We start from the raw sequence: 17,314 nt of genomic DNA, 5'->3' as shown, positions 1-17,314 counted from the left end.
CACACAGATTGCATAGGTCAAATTGTTAAAGAGCGTGTCGATTCGTGGTTGGCATTTCGTGACTTGCGTCTCGTTGCCCCGTCGACAGGAAGCGCAGTATAGAGATCTCAGTTTTTACCGCAACCCCTAAATATAAAAAAAAAGCGCCTTGCCGCTCGTTTGTTCACAAAACAAACAAAAACAGACAAAAGGCCCCTTTTTCCGGTCGTTGAGAGCTTTTCTAGTCGTGGGGAGCGAGAGATGGCTGGTGCTCACGCTCCCTTGTGCCGTCGCGGCCTAGTACAAAGTGATCACTATTTAACTGGTACAGGTGACGCGGCGAGTAACGATGAGAGAGTCGTCGCAATCTGATTTAACCCATCACACTCGGCATCATTGTGCTCGAGCTCTCTTGTTACTTTTCCATCAATCGAGAGATTGAGACGAAAGCAATGATTAAACCGTCCATCTGTCGCAAACAATGCACCCGGGGCGATGGTCACACCCAATGGCCTTAACGCCTGAAACAGATCACGCGTATCGATGTTTTTATCCAATGTAACCCACAAAAAATAACCGCCTTTAGGTTCGCTAACCCAGGCACTGGGCGGTAAGATCGCTTTGAGTTGGGTGAGGACCTGGTTTTGACGAGTAGACAGCGTTTCACGTAATCGGCGTAAGTGCGCGTCATAGCCGCCTTGTTTTAAGTAATCAGCAATCGCCAGTTGATTGGGCGCCCCCACGGCTAAGCTCGAAACGGACTGACGCTTCTCTATTTGCATCGCATAGCACCCTGCCGCGACCCAGCCCACTCGAAAACCAGGTGCAAGCTGTTTGGAGAAAGAGCCGCAATGTAAGACGCCGCCTTGCGCATCATAGGCTTTTAAAGGCATGGGCCGTGAAGAGGTGAAATAGAGCTCACCATATACATCATCTTCGATGATTGGGACTTGATGAGACGCAAGTAGGCTAACCACACGGGGCCGGTCATCATCTGGAATCGATGCCCCGGTAGGATTATGAAAGTTACTCATTAACCAGCATGCCGATACTTGGTGTGAGATTAAGGCGTGCTCAAGCGCATTTATATCAATACCAGAACTTGGATCAACCGATACAGCAACGGGTTCAAGTTGTAGCCTTTCAAGCGTTTGCAGTACCCCATAAAAAGCGGGTGCTTCGATAATGACTTTATCACCAGGTTGAGTGAGTGCGGCTAATGACAAACTTAATGCTTCTATTGCACCGTTGGTGATAATGATTTCGTCAATGCCAACTTTAATGCCTTGACGCAGATAGCGTTGGGCAATCAACCGACGCAGCCCAGTGTCACCGGGTGGTAAAATAGTAAAGTGGTCTGGATGTGAAGACTGACGAAGCACTCGCGCCATTGCCCGTCCCAAGGCTTGCATGGGGAACAGTTGCGGATCGGGAAATGCCGAACCAAATGGATATCGCGTTCCTTGGTGACTAGCACTGATCACATCAAAGACATCCTGATGCGTGGAAAGCCATTGAGAATCAGCTTGTGGCCTCGCCAATACATGCTCTGCCAACTGGTTATAATGAGGGCGAACAAAAAAACCGGACCGAGGTCTCGCTTCAACCCAGCCATCAGCTTCCAACTGTTCATAAGCACGCATCACTGTCATTGGACTCACGCGCTGGAGACGGCTCATTTCTCTTACCGATGGGATCCGCTCGCCGACTTGCCAAACGCGCTGCTGGATTTGTGCTTCGATCCAACGAGCAATGTCTTGATAACGCACTTGCACCTTACTACTCCCTCTTTTTGCTTATCGAGGGATCATACCTTGGGCCGTCAGGATTAGCGGGATAGAATGTGGCGGATTGTGACTTGCACATCGCTTATGCGGGCGCATAACGAAAAAAGCCCCAGTCTTTAGACTGGGGCTTTTTTGGGATTTGGTGCCGAGAGAGGGACTTGAACCCTCACACCCGTTAAGGCGGCGGATTTTGAATCCGCTGCGTCTACCAATTCCGCCATCTCGGCAAGTGCGGCCAATTATACGTACCGCCCTTTCGAGTGCAAGCACAAAAAGCAAAAAAGTGTTTGTTCGCATTATTTTTAACCAACTCAGGACACTAAGATACACTTATGCAGAAAAAATCCCCATAGTTGGTCAAAAAACAACAGCCTAGTCTTACTCGCCAAGACAGTGTCTGTGCTAGGCTAGCATCGAATTGAATACTGGGATGTAAACATCAATGCAAACGTCTTCTATCGCTTGTCCAACCGCAGGTTTTTTTCGCCGCTTAGCGGCCTGGGTCTATGATATTCTCGTGGTTGCCGCACTTCTTATGCTTGCGGGGGGCGGCATGATGGCATTGCTCGCGATCGCACAAGCGCTCGGCATGTCTATCGCGCCCTACCAAGATATCAGTGACTTTCTCACCCATCACCCCATTGTTAACCCATTATATACAGCGTATTTAGCCTGTGTCATCGGTGGGTTCTATGGCTATTTTTGGTGTAAGGCAGGACAAACACTCGGGATGCGAGCGTGGCGCCTGCGCCTGCAAAATACCGATGGCAGTAATATTCGCCCCACTCAGGCACTGATCCGCATGGCAACGGCCTGCTTTGGCCTTGGCAACCTCATTGTTATCTTCGATATCAATAATCGCGCTTTCCAAGACCATTTTTCTGAGTGCGATATGATTGTGCTGCCAAAACCCACCAAAAAGAAATAACGCCCTCATCAATAGGGCGCAAGTGCGCCCTTTCCTATGCGGACTTCAGTTTAAGCCAACCGCTAATTTGATTTAAAACAAGAAAAGCCTAATTATCTCACGTTGGAACCCTTGGTGTTTTATCCTGTTTTATTCATCATTAACGCCCACCACTTATGACTAATTAAGCAATCTGCTCACATAAACGCTCTCGAACAAAGAGATAATATCTGCCTTACGCTGCAAGTAGATACATTTTAATCAATAAAAACCCATCTTTCCCTTGGCGAAAAAAAGGATAAGTACGCGTAAAAACCAACATAACATTCACTTTAAAATTTCAGCTCATCTTTTTTAATAAAAAGCCACATTTCCTTTTGTGAGATATCACCAAGAAGTAAGAAGCCTCTCGCTTTTACAATAAAGATAAAGCAAATGTTTATTGCTCAAAATAATAATGACGTGAAACTTAACACTTTACCTCAACACGTGTAGTACGCCCCAGTACTGAGAAGAGGTATGAGGAGAAACCATGAGTAACCAGAGTGTTCCTGAGAAAAAAGGTTGGTTTGCCAATCTGAAGTTCCCATCCGCTTATACGATACTGTTTATTCTTATTGCCGTCGTTGCCGCCCTAAGTTGGGTCGTACCCGCAGGGCAATACGACCGCACCATGAACGAAGAGCTTGGTCAAGAAGTCCCTGTATCAGGCACTTATCAGCAAGTTGAGAGTAATCCGCAAGGCATCGTGGATGTCCTTTTAGCCCCCATTGATGGCTTTTATAATCACCAAACTTATGAAGCGGCGGCCATTGATGTCTCGCTGTTCATTCTGATTATTGGCGGCTTTTTAGGGCTGGTGACGAAAACGGGCGCCATTGATGCTGGTATTGAGCGGGTCACCAAACGCTTGGAAGGGCGAGAAGAGTGGATGATCCCTATCTTGATGGGCCTATTTGCCGCAGGGGGCACCATCTACGGGATGGCTGAAGAATCACTCCCCTTCTATACCTTGCTTGTGCCTGTGATGATGGCCGCACGTTTTGATCCTGTCGTTGCCGCTGCCACCGTGCTACTTGGCGCAGGTATTGGCACGTTAGGCTCAACCATTAACCCGTTTGCGACTGTGATTGCTGCCAATGCCGCAGGCATTCCTTTTACCGACGGTATTCTGCTGCGCCTCGCCATTTTGGCCATTGGTTGGCTCATTTGTGTCGCTTATGTCATGCGCTATGCTCGAAAAGTACGCGCTGACCAAAGCCAATCCATTGTGTATGACCAGTATGAAAGTAATAAAAAGCATTTCCTTGGCGAGCACGATGATAATCAAAACCTAGACTTCACCGCCACACGTAAGGTCATCCTTACCGTTTTTGCCGGTGCATTCGCGGTCATGATTTATGGCGTCTCCTCGCTCGGATGGTGGATGGCCGAGATCTCAGCCGTGTTCTTAGGGGCCGCCATTATCATTGGTCTTATTGCGCGCATGAGTGAAGAGGAAATCACCACCAGCTTTATAGATGGGGCGAGAGACCTACTTGGTGTAGCGCTGATCATCGGTATTGCGCGCGGTATTGTGGTGATCATGGACAAAGGCATGATCACCGACACCATACTGAATAGCGCGGAAAGCCTAGTATCGGGCTTGTCGTCATTTGTGTTTATCAATGTGATGTATTGGCTTGAAGTACTTCTGTCTTTCTTGGTGCCCTCATCATCAGGACTGGCTGTTCTAACCATGCCAATCATGGCGCCCCTCGCTGATTTCGCCAACGTCGGTCGCGAATTAGTCGTCACCGCTTACCAGTCAGCCTCTGGCTTGGTCAACCTAGTGACTCCGACGTCTGGCGTGGTCATGGGCGGCTTAGCCATTGCGCGTGTACCCTATGCGAAATGGATAAAATGGGTTGCTCCCCTGCTTGGCATTTTAACTATCATGATTATGGTTATGCTCAGCGTCGGTGTCATGCTGTAAACACTATCACCGCAACACACGCGCACTTGCGATAAGCAAGTGCGCTTTTTTTTGCCTAAAAACGACCTTGACCTGCTTTATTTTTTTGTCACTTTGTATTTTTCACAACAAAACAACATTTTTAACAACAAGCCGTATAATAATGATCACCGTCACAATTCAAACCAAAAGATCGCCTGTGTTTGTTAAATTAAAAAAAATCAAAAGATAGTCATTCATTAATGACGCATAAGCTTTAATACACGCAAAATAAAACAGGCATAAAACAAACACAAATCCCGCGTAAACTCTGAAGATAAAAAAATAAAAACGCTAAGCAATCATTAAAAGTGATTAATTATTAAAGACCACGTAAATCATCTTCCATAAATACCATTAACACAGGGTAAAAACCGCTCTCTGGGATGTATTGAGTCAATGTGATCCAACTTCCAGTTCCATTATCACGCCGCGTTAGAATGAATTTGTACCCAATAATAAATCTGCACTTTTTATTTATCCCTTCCGATGAAAAGCCAAGCAGAGATATACGGAGAAAGAAAGATGAACAACTTCTATGTCGGCTCAGAAATTGGTCAATTACGTACAGTGATGTTACACCGTCCTGAGCGTGCTTTGACACACCTCACTCCCTCTAACTGTCACGACCTGCTTTTCGATGATGTGCTTTCCGTTGAACGCGCAGGTGAAGAGCATGACAAGTTCGCACAAACGCTTCGAGACCAGGGTGTGGAAGTCTTATTGTTGCAAAACCTGCTGGCTGAAACACTGGATGTCCCTGAAGCCAAAGCTTGGCTGATGAACCTAAAAATATCTGACTATACCTTTGGTCCGTCGTTTGCGAACGATATCCGCTGCTACTTAAATGATCTTCCTCATCATGAGTTAGCGTCGATGTTCTTAGGCGGGCTCGCCTACTCTGAGCTTCCGCTGGCGACAACATCGATGTTGCAAGCGATGCATGCCCCTTCAGACTTTATTATCGACCCACTGCCTAATCACTTATTTACGCGAGATACCTCGTGCTGGTTATACGGCGGCGTATCGATTAACCCAATGGCTAAACCGGCGCGTAAACGCGAAACCAACCATCTACGCGCTATTTATAGATGGCACCCACGTTTCGCCAATGGCGACTTTATTACCTACTTTGGTGGCGAGAACATTGATTATGACAATGCCACTATCGAAGGCGGCGATGTCACTGTCTTGGGTAAAGGGGTGGTCCTCATTGGGATGTCTGAACGCACCACGCCGCAAGGGGTAGAAAACCTCGCATCCAGTTTGTTCAAACACGGACAAGCCAAGCAAGTGATTGCGATGGAGCTCCCTAAACACCGCTCATGCATGCACCTTGATACCGTGATGACCCATATGCGCGAAGATACCTTCTCGGTATACCCAGAAGTGATTCGCAAAGACATCAAATGCTGGAGCCTCACCGGTGATCGCACTGGCAAACTCAATGTTCGCGAAGAGGATTACTTCCTGACCGCGATTGAAAAAGGACTTGATGTCGGCCCACTGAATCTGATTACCACAGGTGGTGACAGCTTTGAAGCCGAGCGTGAGCAATGGAATGATGCCAACAACGTCCTCACCGTTCGTCCTGGTGTCGTGGTGGGCTATGAACGGAATACCTATACCAACGAAAAATACGATAAAGCGGGTATCACTGTCTTGTCGATTCCCGGTGACGAATTGGGCCGCGGCCGGGGTGGCGCGCGCTGCATGAGCTGCCCTATCCATCGTGATGGTATTTAAAACGCATTGGGCTGAGCCTGCTTGCGCTCAGCCCCAACGACTGTAGAGAGTATGATTATGAATAAACCCACTGTCGTGGTTGCATTAGGTGGCAACGCCCTCCTGCGTCGAGGCGAGCCTTTAGAAGCCGACATTCAACGTGCCAATATTGCCAAAGCGGCGAAAACCATCGCGGCGATTGGTGAGCAATATAACGTCGTTCTGGTTCATGGCAACGGCCCGCAAGTCGGCTTATTGGCACTGCAAGGGTTAGAGTATAAATCTGTGACCCCTTATCCGTTGGATGTGCTCGGCTCTGAAACTCAAGGCATGATTGGCTACATGCTGATGCAAGAGCTACATAACTTAGCACCGGATCAACATGTGTCTTGTATGCTCACGCAAATGACGGTTGATCCCAAGGATCCGGCATTTGCCAATCCGACCAAACCGATTGGCCCCGTGTATGACCAACAAGAAGCGAATCAGCTTGCTGACAAATATGGCTGGGATATCAAACCGGATGGCCAATATTTCCGTCGGGTGGTACCTAGCCCGCAACCCACTGGCATTATTGAGGATGATGCCATTGCCAGCTTGATCAAACAGGGGCATTTAGTGATTTGTACCGGTGGTGGCGGTATCCCAGTCATTAAAGAAGGTGATCAACTCAAAGGCATTGAAGCGGTGATTGATAAAGACATGTCAGCCGCATTCTTAGCCCGCCAAATCAATGCCGACGCTCTGCTGATTTTGACCGATGCCGAGGCGGTGTATCTCGACTATGGTCAACCCAATCAACGGGCCATCGCCGAGACAACGCCCGAGGATCTAAGCCAATACACCTTCGATGCAGGCTCAATGGGGCCTAAAATAGATGCCTCGTGCGAATTTGTGCGCCAAGGTGGAAAACTGGTTGGCATCGGCGCTTTAGAAGATGGTTTAGCGATTCTAGCCGGTCAGGCGGGCACGCGTATTCGTCCACATTCAGTGAATAAAAACAATATTTCTCACGGCCAACCTGCTCCTGCACAAGCCTGAGACCAATAACGAAGAGGATTTCCCATTATGGCTTTTAACCTACGCAACCGTAACTTTCTAAAACTACTGGACTTCACGCCTCGTGAGATCCAACACTTTATCGACATGGCTATTGAACTCAAAAAAGCCAAATACAACGGTTATGAAACGCCGCGTCTAAAAGGTAAGAACATTGCTCTGATCTTCGAAAAAGCCTCAACACGCACCCGCTGTGCCTTTGAAACCGCTGCGTTCGACCAAGGCGGCCAAGTCAGCTACATCGGCCCAACCGGCTCTCAAATTGGTCATAAAGAGTCGATGAAAGACACCGCTCGCGTACTCGGCCGCATGTATGACGGTATTGAATACCGTGGCTTTGGACAAGACATTGTCGAAGAGCTCGGTGAGTTTGCCGGGGTACCTGTATGGAATGGCCTGACCACCGAGTTTCACCCTACACAAATCTTAGCCGATTTAATGACCATGCTCGAACATGGCCGTGGTAAGCAGCTTCATGAAATGCGCTTTGCTTATCTAGGCGATGCTCGCAACAACATGGGAAACTCCCTGATGGTCGGTGCAGCGAAAATGGGGATGGATATTCGCTTGGTTGCACCAAAAGCATTCTGGCCGGAAGACGCATTGGTGACACAATGCCGTGAAATTGCAGAGCAAACCGGTGCGCGCATTACGCTCACCGAAGACGTACAAGAAGGCGTTAAAGATTGTGATTTCTTGTATACCGACGTCTGGGTTTCCATGGGCGAGTCTAAAGAGGCTTGGGACGAGCGCGTCGCGATGATGAAACCCTATCAAGTCAATATGGATGTAGTGAAAGCAACTGGTAATCCACATGTAAAATTCATGCATTGCTTGCCCGCGTTCCATAATAACGAAACGACCGTCGGCGCCGAAATAGAACAAAAATACGGCCTAAAAGGGCTAGAAGTCACCGAAGATGTGTTTGAGTCAGACTGCTCTATCGTTTTTGACGAAGCAGAAAATCGCTTACACACCATCAAAGCAGTGATGGTCGCCACCCTCGGCGATTAATCCCCTGACAGGGCGTCACACGGCGCCCTGCTTCTCCTCTTAATACCACGCAGTGACACGCATCAAGGTTTCCCTTTACCGCAACTGATAGCATATGCGATTGAATCGCTAATCATCAGTTTTATCTACTGATGTTAAAGCAAAATGCCGTTAATTATAAGGGGTTGCCCGTGATTGATGATGCAATTCTATCGGTAACAGCCGCCACACCAGAGGACGATATCCTTTCAGCGTGCCGGCATTTACTCCAAACCCAAAGCTTTACTACCCAAGATGCTGTGCGTCAGCAACTGGTGGATCTTGGCTATTTTGATGTCAGCCAATCGACTGTCTCTCGGTTATTATCCAAGCTGGGGGTCGCCAAAGTACCCAATGCGCATGGACAAAAAGTCTATACGCTGAGTGGCGAGATGGAGCCTGTGTATGCGATCTCTTCGGTTGGATCACAAATTGACGCGATCACCTGTAGCCACGCCATGGTGGTGGTAAAAACACATCCAGGCGGTGCCCAACTGATTGCACGCTTAATCGATCTTCACCGGCACCCCTTAATTTTAGGCACGGTAGGCGGCAACGACACCATTTTGGTCGCCCCTCGCCGCTTAAGCGATCTCAGTGCCTGCGAGCAAGTGGTCCGTGATCGCCTTGCCCCCGTGTAAACGGCTTTACCTGGCTGGATAACCGTTSCAGACTATAGGTGTTGCGTTTTAACAAAGGAATAGACAATGATCCAAGTACTGCAAACTGAACAGGCGCCAGAAGCGATCGGTCCTTATTCACAAGGGGTTGATCTTGGCAATATGATCCTTACTTCTGGCCAAATCCCGGTTAACCCGGTAACTGGACAGATTTCACCAGAAATTACGGCGCAAGCACGCCAGTCGCTGGATAATGTTAAAGCGGTTGTCGAAGCGGCAGGACTGAAAGTGAACGATATTGCTAAGCTCACTGTGTTTGTAAAAAACATGGAAGACTTTGCCGATATCAACAAAGTGTATGGTGCATTCTTTGACGAGCACGGGGTAGAAAACTATCCAGCACGTTCGTGTGTTGAAGTGGCACGCCTGCCCAAAGATGTTGATATTGAAATTGAAGCTATCGCAGTACGTAGCGCTTAAAGAAAAAAAGCGGCGTCGACGACGCCGCTTAATTGTCACCCAGCCAATCTCGGTTTATATCTGCGAGGCGGTTGGCAACTCAACCATCGCATGAATCCGGGTCAGTACCTGCTCAAACCATGCGGTAAACCGCTCAGGGCTCTCTGCGACTGCCTGCCTCACCTCACTTTCCGGCCACCAGCGACAATCTTCTACCTCATCTGGGTTTAAGATCATATCGACGCGATTCACCTCACAGGCAATGACTTGATCCAACTCGTGTTCAATCAACCCGTTGCCCAACTCTGCGCGATATTCAAACCAAGGTCCCATCATAAAGTTGAGTGGACGCGCAATACCTAACTCTTCGTATAGACGCCGCTTTGCCGCTGCGGCAATCGGTTCATCCTGTTTGGGGTGTGAACAACAGGTGTTAGTCCACAACCCGCCACTGTGATATTTATCTGCCGCCCGACGTTGGAGTAGATACTCACGTTCCCCATTGGCGTTGCATCGAAATAACATAACGGAGAAGGCCATATGCAACCATCCTTGCTGATGCGCCTCCAACTTTTCAGCGATCCCTTGTGGTTCACCATTAGGTGAGACCAACACAACATGGTTGCGCTGGGTTGAAGTCATAGCTGAATCCTCAATTAGCGGTCGCGTTGATTACGTTCCGCAACTTCTGCATCAAGCTGTTCTAACTTGCTTTTCATCACCTGGTGGCAGTGTTTAGCAAGCGCACGAACATTGTCTTTATCGTAGCCCTCAGATGAAATCGGTGCCATCACTTCAACAATCACATGACCATTGTTCCAACGATTGGCTTTTAAATGATGCGTTGAGCTGCATACGATCGGGATCAAAGGCACGTTGGCACCGATAGCGGCGTGAAACGCGCCGGTTTTAAAAGGCAATAACCCACGCCCGCGAGAACGTGTCCCCTCTGGGAATAACCATACGCTCAGTTGCTTGGCACGGATCTTTTCCGTCACCTGCGCAATGGTCCCCATCGCTTTACTGCGGTTCGCTCGATCAATCAATACGTTGCCGGTTAGCCAATAAAGCTGGCCAAAAATAGGTACCCACAAGAGGCTTTTTTTACCAACGGTGACAGCGCCAGGCATTAATGCATTAGATAAGGTCACCATATCCCAGTTACTTTGGTGGTTGGCAATACAAACACTGGCACCGGGCTCGCGCGGTGCGCCTTCGGCAAAACGCAGTTCCAAGCGAATCCCAAATAAACGAGAGAGGCGCCCAAACCATTTACTGATATGATAGCAATTACGGGGGTTACGGGGGCTTAATAAGCAGTAAAGCCCSCCAAAGACAAACAGCAACACAGCGGCAATTAATAATGCCAGCAGTCGCACGACAAAAATCATTTCTCTCTCCAAAGAGCCAGCCTAGAAGGCGAGTCAGTATACGGATTCAGCACAAAAATGCACCCACGCCGCCCTTAATCACAAGGGCGGACGTTGTGTTATTCATCAGTGAGAATGTCTATCTCATCGACGCGCTGAAGGCCTCGAGGCAGCATACTCCCTCGACGACCACGTTCGCCACGATAATGGGCTAAATCGTCTGGCTTTAACGTTAATTTCCGTTTACCTGCGTGCAGAGTAATCCCTACATCGGCGGGCACAACATAGAGCTGACTTAACACTTCTTCACGCGATTTCGCGCGTGCGCCAGGGATATTAATGATTTTATTGCCTTTGCCTTTGCTCAACTGGGGAAGTTCATGCACAGGAAAGACCAACATTCGCCCTTCATTAGAAATAGCCACAATCAAATCCGTTTCTAGCTGGCTGATTTGACGAGGCGGCATCACCTCTGCATGCGTGGGCACCGTTAGCAAGGCTTTGCCGCTGCGGTTTTTTGACAGCATATCGGCTTGTTTACACACAAAGCCATAGCCCGCATCGGAAGCCATCAGCATAAACTGGTTTTCATCTGCCATGAGTACATGACGAATCGATGATCCTGGCGTGATATTAATTCGACCCGTAATCGGCTCGCCTTGGCTTCGTGCTGACGGCAAGGTATGCGATTCGATCGCATAACTGCGCCCATCTGATCCCAAGAACACCGCAGGTTGATTACTCTTACCCGGTGCGGCATCGAGGAATTGATCCCCGGCTTTGTAATTTAGGCTGCTGGCATCAACATCATGGCCTTTGGCATGACGAATCCAACCTTTGTCAGATAACACCACAGTGATGGGCTCACTGGGGACTAAATCACGTTCCGTTAACGCTTTGGCCTCGGCACGCTCGATCAAAGGAGAACGGCGGTCGTCACCATATTTTTCTGCATCCGCCAGGATTTCTTTTTTGATCAAGGTGTTTAACCGACGATCTGATCCCAGCAATGTTTCGAGTTTGTCGCGCTCTTTGCTCAGCTCATCTTGCTCACCGCGAATTTTAATCTCTTCCAACTTGGCCAACTGGCGCAACTTGATCTCAAGAATGGCGTCGGCCTGTTTTTCACTCAAACCGAAGCGCTGAATCAACTCCGCCTTTGGCTCATCTTCACTGCGGATGATCTCAATCACCTCGTCAATATTGAGGTAAGCGGCGAGTAAGCCCTCCAAAATATGCAGGCGAGCGAGCACTTTTTCTAAGCGATGCTCAAGGCGACGTCTCACAGTTTGGCGTCGGAAGGTTAACCATTCAGACAAAATGCTGTGTAAGCTTTTGACCTGCGGCCGACCGTCCAGGCCAATCATATTGAGGTTAACGCGATAGCTTTTCTCTAAATCGGTCGACGCGAATAAGTGATCCATCAGCTGATCACAGTCAACACGATTCGAGCGCGGAACGATGACAATACGCGTTGGATTTTCATGATCCGACTCATCGCGTAAATCATCCACCATCGGCAGCTTTTTCGCCCGCATCTGATTGGCGATTTGCTCTAATAATTTGGCACCAGAGACTTGATGCGGCAACGCCGTGATCACAATTTCATTGCTTTCTTTATGCCACAAAGCGCGCATCTTGATGGATCCACGTCCGCTGGTATAGAGCTTTTTCAAATCTGATTTTGGCGTGATCACTTCAGCTTCGGTCGGATAGTCAGGGCCTTGAACATACTCAAGCACGCCGTCTAAATCCATACTGGGCTTATCAATCATCGCCGCCAGCGCATTGGCGAGCTCCCGGGCATTGTGCGGGGGAATGTCGGTGGCCATACCCACTGCTATCCCAGTAATACCGTTTAATAAAATATGCGGTAAACGTGCCGGTAAGGTCTTCGGCTCTTTCATGGTGCCATCAAAATTGGGGCCCCATTCGACCGTGCCCTGGCCAAGCTCTTGCAGCAACACTTCTGAAAAGCGCGAAAGACGTGATTCGGTATACCGCATCGCAGCAAAGGATTTAGGATCGTCCGGTGCGCCCCAGTTCCCTTGCCCATCAACCAGTGGGTAGCGATAAGAAAACGGCTGCGCCATTAACACCATGGCTTCATAGCAAGCCGCATCCCCGTGGGGGTGGTATTTACCCAACACATCGCCAACGGTACGGGCCGATTTTTTATACTTTGCGGAGGCGGAAAGCCCCAACTCGGACATCGCGTAAATAATCCGGCGCTGCACTGGCTTTAAGCCATCGCCGATAAACGGCAGTGCGCGATCCATGATGACGTACATCGAGTAATTGAGGTAAGCATCCTCAGTGAACTGGCGAAGAGCAAGCTGCTCTACGCCATCATAAGTCACCTCTGTCATGCGAATAAGATCCCGTTATAGTTATTTAAATATCGATAAGTTCGGCCATATCGCCTTTTTGCTGCAGCCAATGGCGGCGATCTTCCGCTCGCTTTTTCCCCAACAACATATCCATCAGCTGTTGCGTTTGCTCTTCGTCATCGATAGTGAGCTGTACCAAGCGCCGAGTATTGGGGTCCATGGTGGTCTCACGCAGTTGTAAGGGGTTCATCTCCCCTAACCCTTTGAAACGTTGAACATTGATCTTGCCACGCTTATTACTTAAACGCTCCAAGATCCCGGCCTTTTCATCCTCGTCCAAGGCATAAAAGACCTCTTTTCCACAATCAATCCGGTACAAAGGCGGCATCGCGACATAAACGTGGCCACCTCTGACCAACGCATGAAAGTGTTGCATAAATAATGCGCATAAAAGGGTCGCAATATGCAGGCCATCTGAATCCGCATCGGCCAAGATACAAATTTTATCGTAACGCAGGTGAGATAAATCGCTCGAGTCCGGATCGATCCCCAGCGCGACCGAAATATCGTGTACTTCTTGCGAGGCGAGTACTTGGTCTGCTGAGACTTCCCAGGTATTCAGGATCTTCCCTCGAAGCGGCATCACCGCTTGGAATTCTCGATCGCGCGCTTGTTTGGCCGACCCACCTGCAGAATCCCCTTCGACCAAAAAGAGCTCAGTACGACTGGAATCTTGCATGGCACAATCCGTTAACTTGCCAGGTAATGCAGGGCCAGACGCCACTTTTTTACGCACCACTTTCTTGGCAGCACGCATCCGTCGATGGGCGCTGGCGATACAGACTTCTGCCAAGCGCTCAGCCAAATGCGGGCGCTCATTAAGCCAAAGGCTGAACGCATCTTTTACCACGCCAGAGACAAACGCCGCACATTGGCGTGATGACAAGCGCTCTTTGGTTTGTCCGGCAAATTGCGGGTCTTGAATTTTAACCGAGAGCACGTAGGCACAACGCTCCCAAATATCGTCCGCGGTCAGCTTGACTCCGCGAGGCAATAGGTTGCGAAATTCACAAAACTCCCGCATTGCTTCCAACATACCTTGTCGTAAGCCATTAACGTGGGTACCGCCCTGTGGGGTTGGAATTAAATTCACATAACTTTCGGTGGTTAACTCTCCCCCATCTGGGAGCCAAATCACCGCCCAATCAGCGGCTTCACTTTGGCCACTAAATTCACCGATAAAAGGCGTCTCGGGCAGTACCTCATAACCTTTCACACTGTGTGCTAAGTAGTCTTTGAGACCGTCTTCATAGCACCAAGTAATGGTTTCATTGGTGTTTTTATCCGTCAGGTTCACCGTCAAGCCCGGACACAACACAGCCTTGGCTTTTAAAATGGTTTTCAAGCGCGTAAGCGAGAACTTGTCCGAATCAAAAAATTGGCTATCGGGCCAAAAATGAACGCGGGTACCTCGATTACGGCGTCCACATGTTCCGGTGACAGTCAAGTCTTGTACTTTATCGCCATTTTCGAACGCGATGTCATACACCTGACCGTCGCGTTTAACGCTGATCTCGACCCGATGAGACAAAGCGTTAACAACCGAAATACCCACCCCATGCAGGCCGCCACTAAACTGGTAGCTTTTATTGGAAAACTTACCGCCAGCATGAAGTTTACATAAAATCAGTTCGACCCCAGAGACGCCCTCTTCTGGGTGGATATCAACCGGCATCCCTCGCCCATCATCAATCACCTCTAATGACTGATCTGCATGAAGAATGACATCAATTTTACTGGCGTGACCGGCTAGCGCTTCATCGACACTATTATCGATCACTTCTTGCCCCAAATGGTTGGGACGGCTGGTATCTGTGTACATACCCGGACGTCGGCGCACTGGCTCGAGCCCATTGAGGACTTCTATCGATCCTGCGTTATAGTTTTGTTCTGTCATAATCGATTAGCTTAATAAATGTGATGACATGGTCAGCAAGGGGGATCCGCTTGTCAAGCGCGACCCCAGATTGCCACGAGTTTCTGTGAGCTGCCATCCGAGTCATAATTGGCTTAGGCATCCGCTTAGCAGAGCGCTTTGGCAGATAAACATGGGTGGACAAGGCATTGGTCAAAGCATGAGTGGACAAGCATTGGCGTGGTAAGCAGATTATACGCCGAGAAATTGCAGTATCTCCTCGCAATAGCGTTCAAAGCCAATAAAACTATGATCGCCATGAGGCTCAACGGTCTGTTTGCTCGCGTTAAATTTCTCCACCGCCTGACGGTAATCTAATACTTCATCACCCATTTGTTGTAATAACCAAAAGCGAGAAGGCTCAGACAGCGTGGGCACATCAAGCTCACGCAGGGCGAGAATATCAGCGGCATCCAAGTGGTAATGCTCTTGGGTATAAGGGTTAACCTGCTCGCCAATATAGTCTTGCAATAACTCGTAAGGGCGAACCGCAGGGTTCACCAGTACAGCAGGCAATTGATAACGTTCACTCAACCAAGTGGCGAGGAATCCCCCTAATGAGCATCCAACCAATCCAAGTTGATGCGTTTCCCTGTAGGCCTCTACCCGTTCAGAAAGCAAATCGATAGTCGGCGCAGGATGGCTAGGGAGTTGCGGTACCAATACATCAATATCAGGACGGTAACGATGGCAAAACTCACGCATTTGCGTGGCTTTTAATGAGTGTGGCGAGCTATTAAAGCCATGTAAGTAAAGTAACGCAGATGCCATGTTGATTAATACCCGCTCAAGTCAAAGTCAGGACGGAAGTAACGACCAGTGACACGTTCAACTTGCGTGTCAATGTGTCCGTCAGGATAAAGCGTCAGCCAGCGCCAACCCGGGTTTTGGTTATCGAGGGCAAAATCATGCGAATCGGGCATAAACTGGATACAGGTTGAAGGCGCTGCCATCACACGCGCGCCTTGATGACGAATATCTAACGCCTGATGAATATGACCACACACCACCACTTTCGCTTGAGGGTGGCGAGCCATAATCTGCCAAAACGCCTCTCGATTGGCCAGTTTATGCTGATCAAGCCAAGTGCTTCCTGCCTCCAAAGGGTGATGATGCAATAGCACGAGTGCGTGTCGCTCTGGATAAGCACTTAAGTCCGCATCTAAGCGTTTGAGTTGATCGTGAGATAATTCACCGTGCGGCACACCCGCGACCTGGCTGTCAAGCAAGATCATTTGCCAGTGCTCCCCTAATAAGACCTGCGAACGGGCCATCAAGGTGTTCGAGTGCAGCACCGCGCGCATTTCAGGCTGAAAGTCATGGTTGCCTGGCAGCCAAAAGCAAGGCTGATTCCAACGTTGAATCCCGTCGACAAAACGGCGATATGACAATGCAGAGTGATCTTGCGATAAATCGCCCGTGGCAATAATGGCATCAAAAGGCTTAGATGTCGCACTGATTGCCTCTAACACGGCGTGATAGCTTTGAAGTGTGTTGATACCCAGCAAACTGCCCTGCTCATCGGCGAACAGGTGCGTGTCGGTAATTTGCAAGAGACGAATGCAATCGCCGTGGGCGTTATCTATCTGACAAGGCTGCAACGTTGAAAGTACCTTTGCTGGTTTAGTTTAACGATGATTTATACATAGGATTAGACGCGCTAATGCCACGACGCAAACAATGGCCGAGCCAATCCGATAAAAATGCATTCACTTGATGCTTTTCATCACGCTGATGCATGCGCGGATTTGGGTAATCATAACGTGGTTTCAAGCGCGAAATCTGCTGCGTGGTACACACTTCCGCCACGCGTGCATCATGATACAAGCGTACAGTCAGGTTAGCATGTAAATACGAAGGTGCGTCTCCTGGACTAAGCTGTGCGATATCAAGCAAGGTGGTATAACGCGTCGACTCGCGGACCACCAGCGCATATTCCTGACCATGAATATCGTATCGGCAGACGCGACCTACGTCATCCGGCTGTGGCATCAGACGAACAAGCTTAGCGTAATTGGTTTCATAAAGGCGCATCATCGCCGATAAGTCGACGCGATAATTAGTTTTCACGGGTACCT

At 49.0% G+C, this 17,314-nt stretch carries 15 protein-coding genes and 1 tRNA gene; 7 read left to right on the top strand and 9 right to left on the bottom strand.

The window, feature by feature from the left end; all coding sequences use genetic code 11:
• Window positions 1-293: 293 nt before the first annotated feature.
• The gene (locus BZG77_RS02435; RefSeq protein WP_077646061.1) at window positions 294-1,754 is read right to left on the bottom strand and encodes an aminotransferase-like domain-containing protein; all 1,461 of its coding nucleotides are present in this window, start codon (window positions 1,752-1,754) and stop codon (window positions 294-296) included.
• 152 nt (window positions 1,755-1,906) lie between these two features.
• Window positions 1,907-1,993: transfer RNA gene (locus BZG77_RS02430), tRNA-Leu, on the bottom strand.
• Window positions 1,994-2,208: 215 nt separating this feature from the next.
• Between BZG77_RS02430 and BZG77_RS02425 the strand changes: the two genes are divergently transcribed.
• From BZG77_RS02425 to BZG77_RS02395, 7 genes are all read left to right on the top strand, one after another.
• Window positions 2,209-2,694, top strand: coding sequence for an RDD family protein (locus tag BZG77_RS02425; protein ID WP_077459918.1), 486 nt, complete (start codon window positions 2,209-2,211; stop codon window positions 2,692-2,694).
• A 511-nt stretch (window positions 2,695-3,205) separates the two neighbouring features.
• Complete coding sequence (locus BZG77_RS02420) at window positions 3,206-4,648, top strand: YfcC family protein (RefSeq protein ID WP_077646060.1); 1,443 nt, start codon at window positions 3,206-3,208, stop codon at window positions 4,646-4,648.
• Between the two features lie 543 nt (window positions 4,649-5,191).
• Window positions 5,192-6,412: an arginine deiminase gene (gene arcA, locus BZG77_RS02415; protein WP_025674807.1), complete on the top strand. Its 1,221-nt coding sequence runs from the start codon at window positions 5,192-5,194 to the stop codon at window positions 6,410-6,412.
• Between the two features lie 57 nt (window positions 6,413-6,469).
• On the top strand, window positions 6,470-7,432 hold the full coding sequence (gene arcC / locus BZG77_RS02410) for a carbamate kinase (RefSeq protein WP_021023407.1): 963 nt from the start codon (window positions 6,470-6,472) through the stop codon (window positions 7,430-7,432).
• A 27-nt stretch (window positions 7,433-7,459) separates the two neighbouring features.
• Window positions 7,460-8,464, top strand: coding sequence for an ornithine carbamoyltransferase (gene argF / locus BZG77_RS02405; protein ID WP_077459922.1), 1,005 nt, complete (start codon window positions 7,460-7,462; stop codon window positions 8,462-8,464).
• A gap of 173 nt (window positions 8,465-8,637) precedes the next feature.
• The gene (locus BZG77_RS02400) at window positions 8,638-9,123 is read left to right on the top strand and encodes an arginine repressor (RefSeq protein ID WP_241844089.1); all 486 of its coding nucleotides are present in this window, start codon (window positions 8,638-8,640) and stop codon (window positions 9,121-9,123) included.
• 66 nt (window positions 9,124-9,189) lie between these two features.
• A complete protein-coding gene (locus BZG77_RS02395; protein ID WP_077459924.1) occupies window positions 9,190-9,582 on the top strand; it encodes a RidA family protein in 393 nt (130 codons plus the stop codon).
• A gap of 54 nt (window positions 9,583-9,636) precedes the next feature.
• On the opposite strand, the gene idi is transcribed toward BZG77_RS02395, so the two are convergent.
• The 7 genes from idi to BZG77_RS02360 all read right to left on the bottom strand — a co-directional run bounded on the left by idi (window position 9,637) and on the right by BZG77_RS02360 (window position 17,306).
• Entirely contained in the window at window positions 9,637-10,203 is a 567-nt protein-coding gene (gene idi, locus BZG77_RS02390) for an isopentenyl-diphosphate Delta-isomerase (RefSeq protein WP_077646058.1), read from the bottom strand.
• A 14-nt stretch (window positions 10,204-10,217) separates the two neighbouring features.
• Window positions 10,218-10,952, bottom strand: coding sequence for a 1-acylglycerol-3-phosphate O-acyltransferase (locus tag BZG77_RS02385; RefSeq protein ID WP_077646057.1), 735 nt, complete (start codon window positions 10,950-10,952; stop codon window positions 10,218-10,220).
• A gap of 98 nt (window positions 10,953-11,050) precedes the next feature.
• The gene (gene parC, locus BZG77_RS02380; protein WP_077646056.1) at window positions 11,051-13,300 is read right to left on the bottom strand and encodes a DNA topoisomerase IV subunit A; all 2,250 of its coding nucleotides are present in this window, start codon (window positions 13,298-13,300) and stop codon (window positions 11,051-11,053) included.
• 25 nt (window positions 13,301-13,325) lie between these two features.
• A complete protein-coding gene (parE, locus tag BZG77_RS02375) occupies window positions 13,326-15,218 on the bottom strand; it encodes a DNA topoisomerase IV subunit B (protein ID WP_021023400.1) in 1,893 nt (630 codons plus the stop codon).
• A gap of 210 nt (window positions 15,219-15,428) precedes the next feature.
• On the bottom strand, window positions 15,429-16,007 hold the full coding sequence (gene yqiA, locus BZG77_RS02370) for an esterase YqiA (protein WP_077646055.1): 579 nt from the start codon (window positions 16,005-16,007) through the stop codon (window positions 15,429-15,431).
• A gap of 5 nt (window positions 16,008-16,012) precedes the next feature.
• Entirely contained in the window at window positions 16,013-16,837 is an 825-nt protein-coding gene (gene cpdA / locus BZG77_RS02365) for a 3',5'-cyclic-AMP phosphodiesterase (RefSeq protein WP_077646054.1), read from the bottom strand.
• A 22-nt stretch (window positions 16,838-16,859) separates the two neighbouring features.
• Complete coding sequence (locus BZG77_RS02360) at window positions 16,860-17,306, bottom strand: DUF1249 family protein (RefSeq protein ID WP_108743928.1); 447 nt, start codon at window positions 17,304-17,306, stop codon at window positions 16,860-16,862.
• Between the last annotated feature and the right edge of the window lie 8 nt (window positions 17,307-17,314).

The organism is Salinivibrio sp. IB643, from assembly GCF_001996105.1.
Classification (GTDB): domain Bacteria; phylum Pseudomonadota; class Gammaproteobacteria; order Enterobacterales; family Vibrionaceae; genus Salinivibrio; species Salinivibrio costicola.
This window is presented reverse-complemented; position numbering and strand designations above follow the sequence as displayed.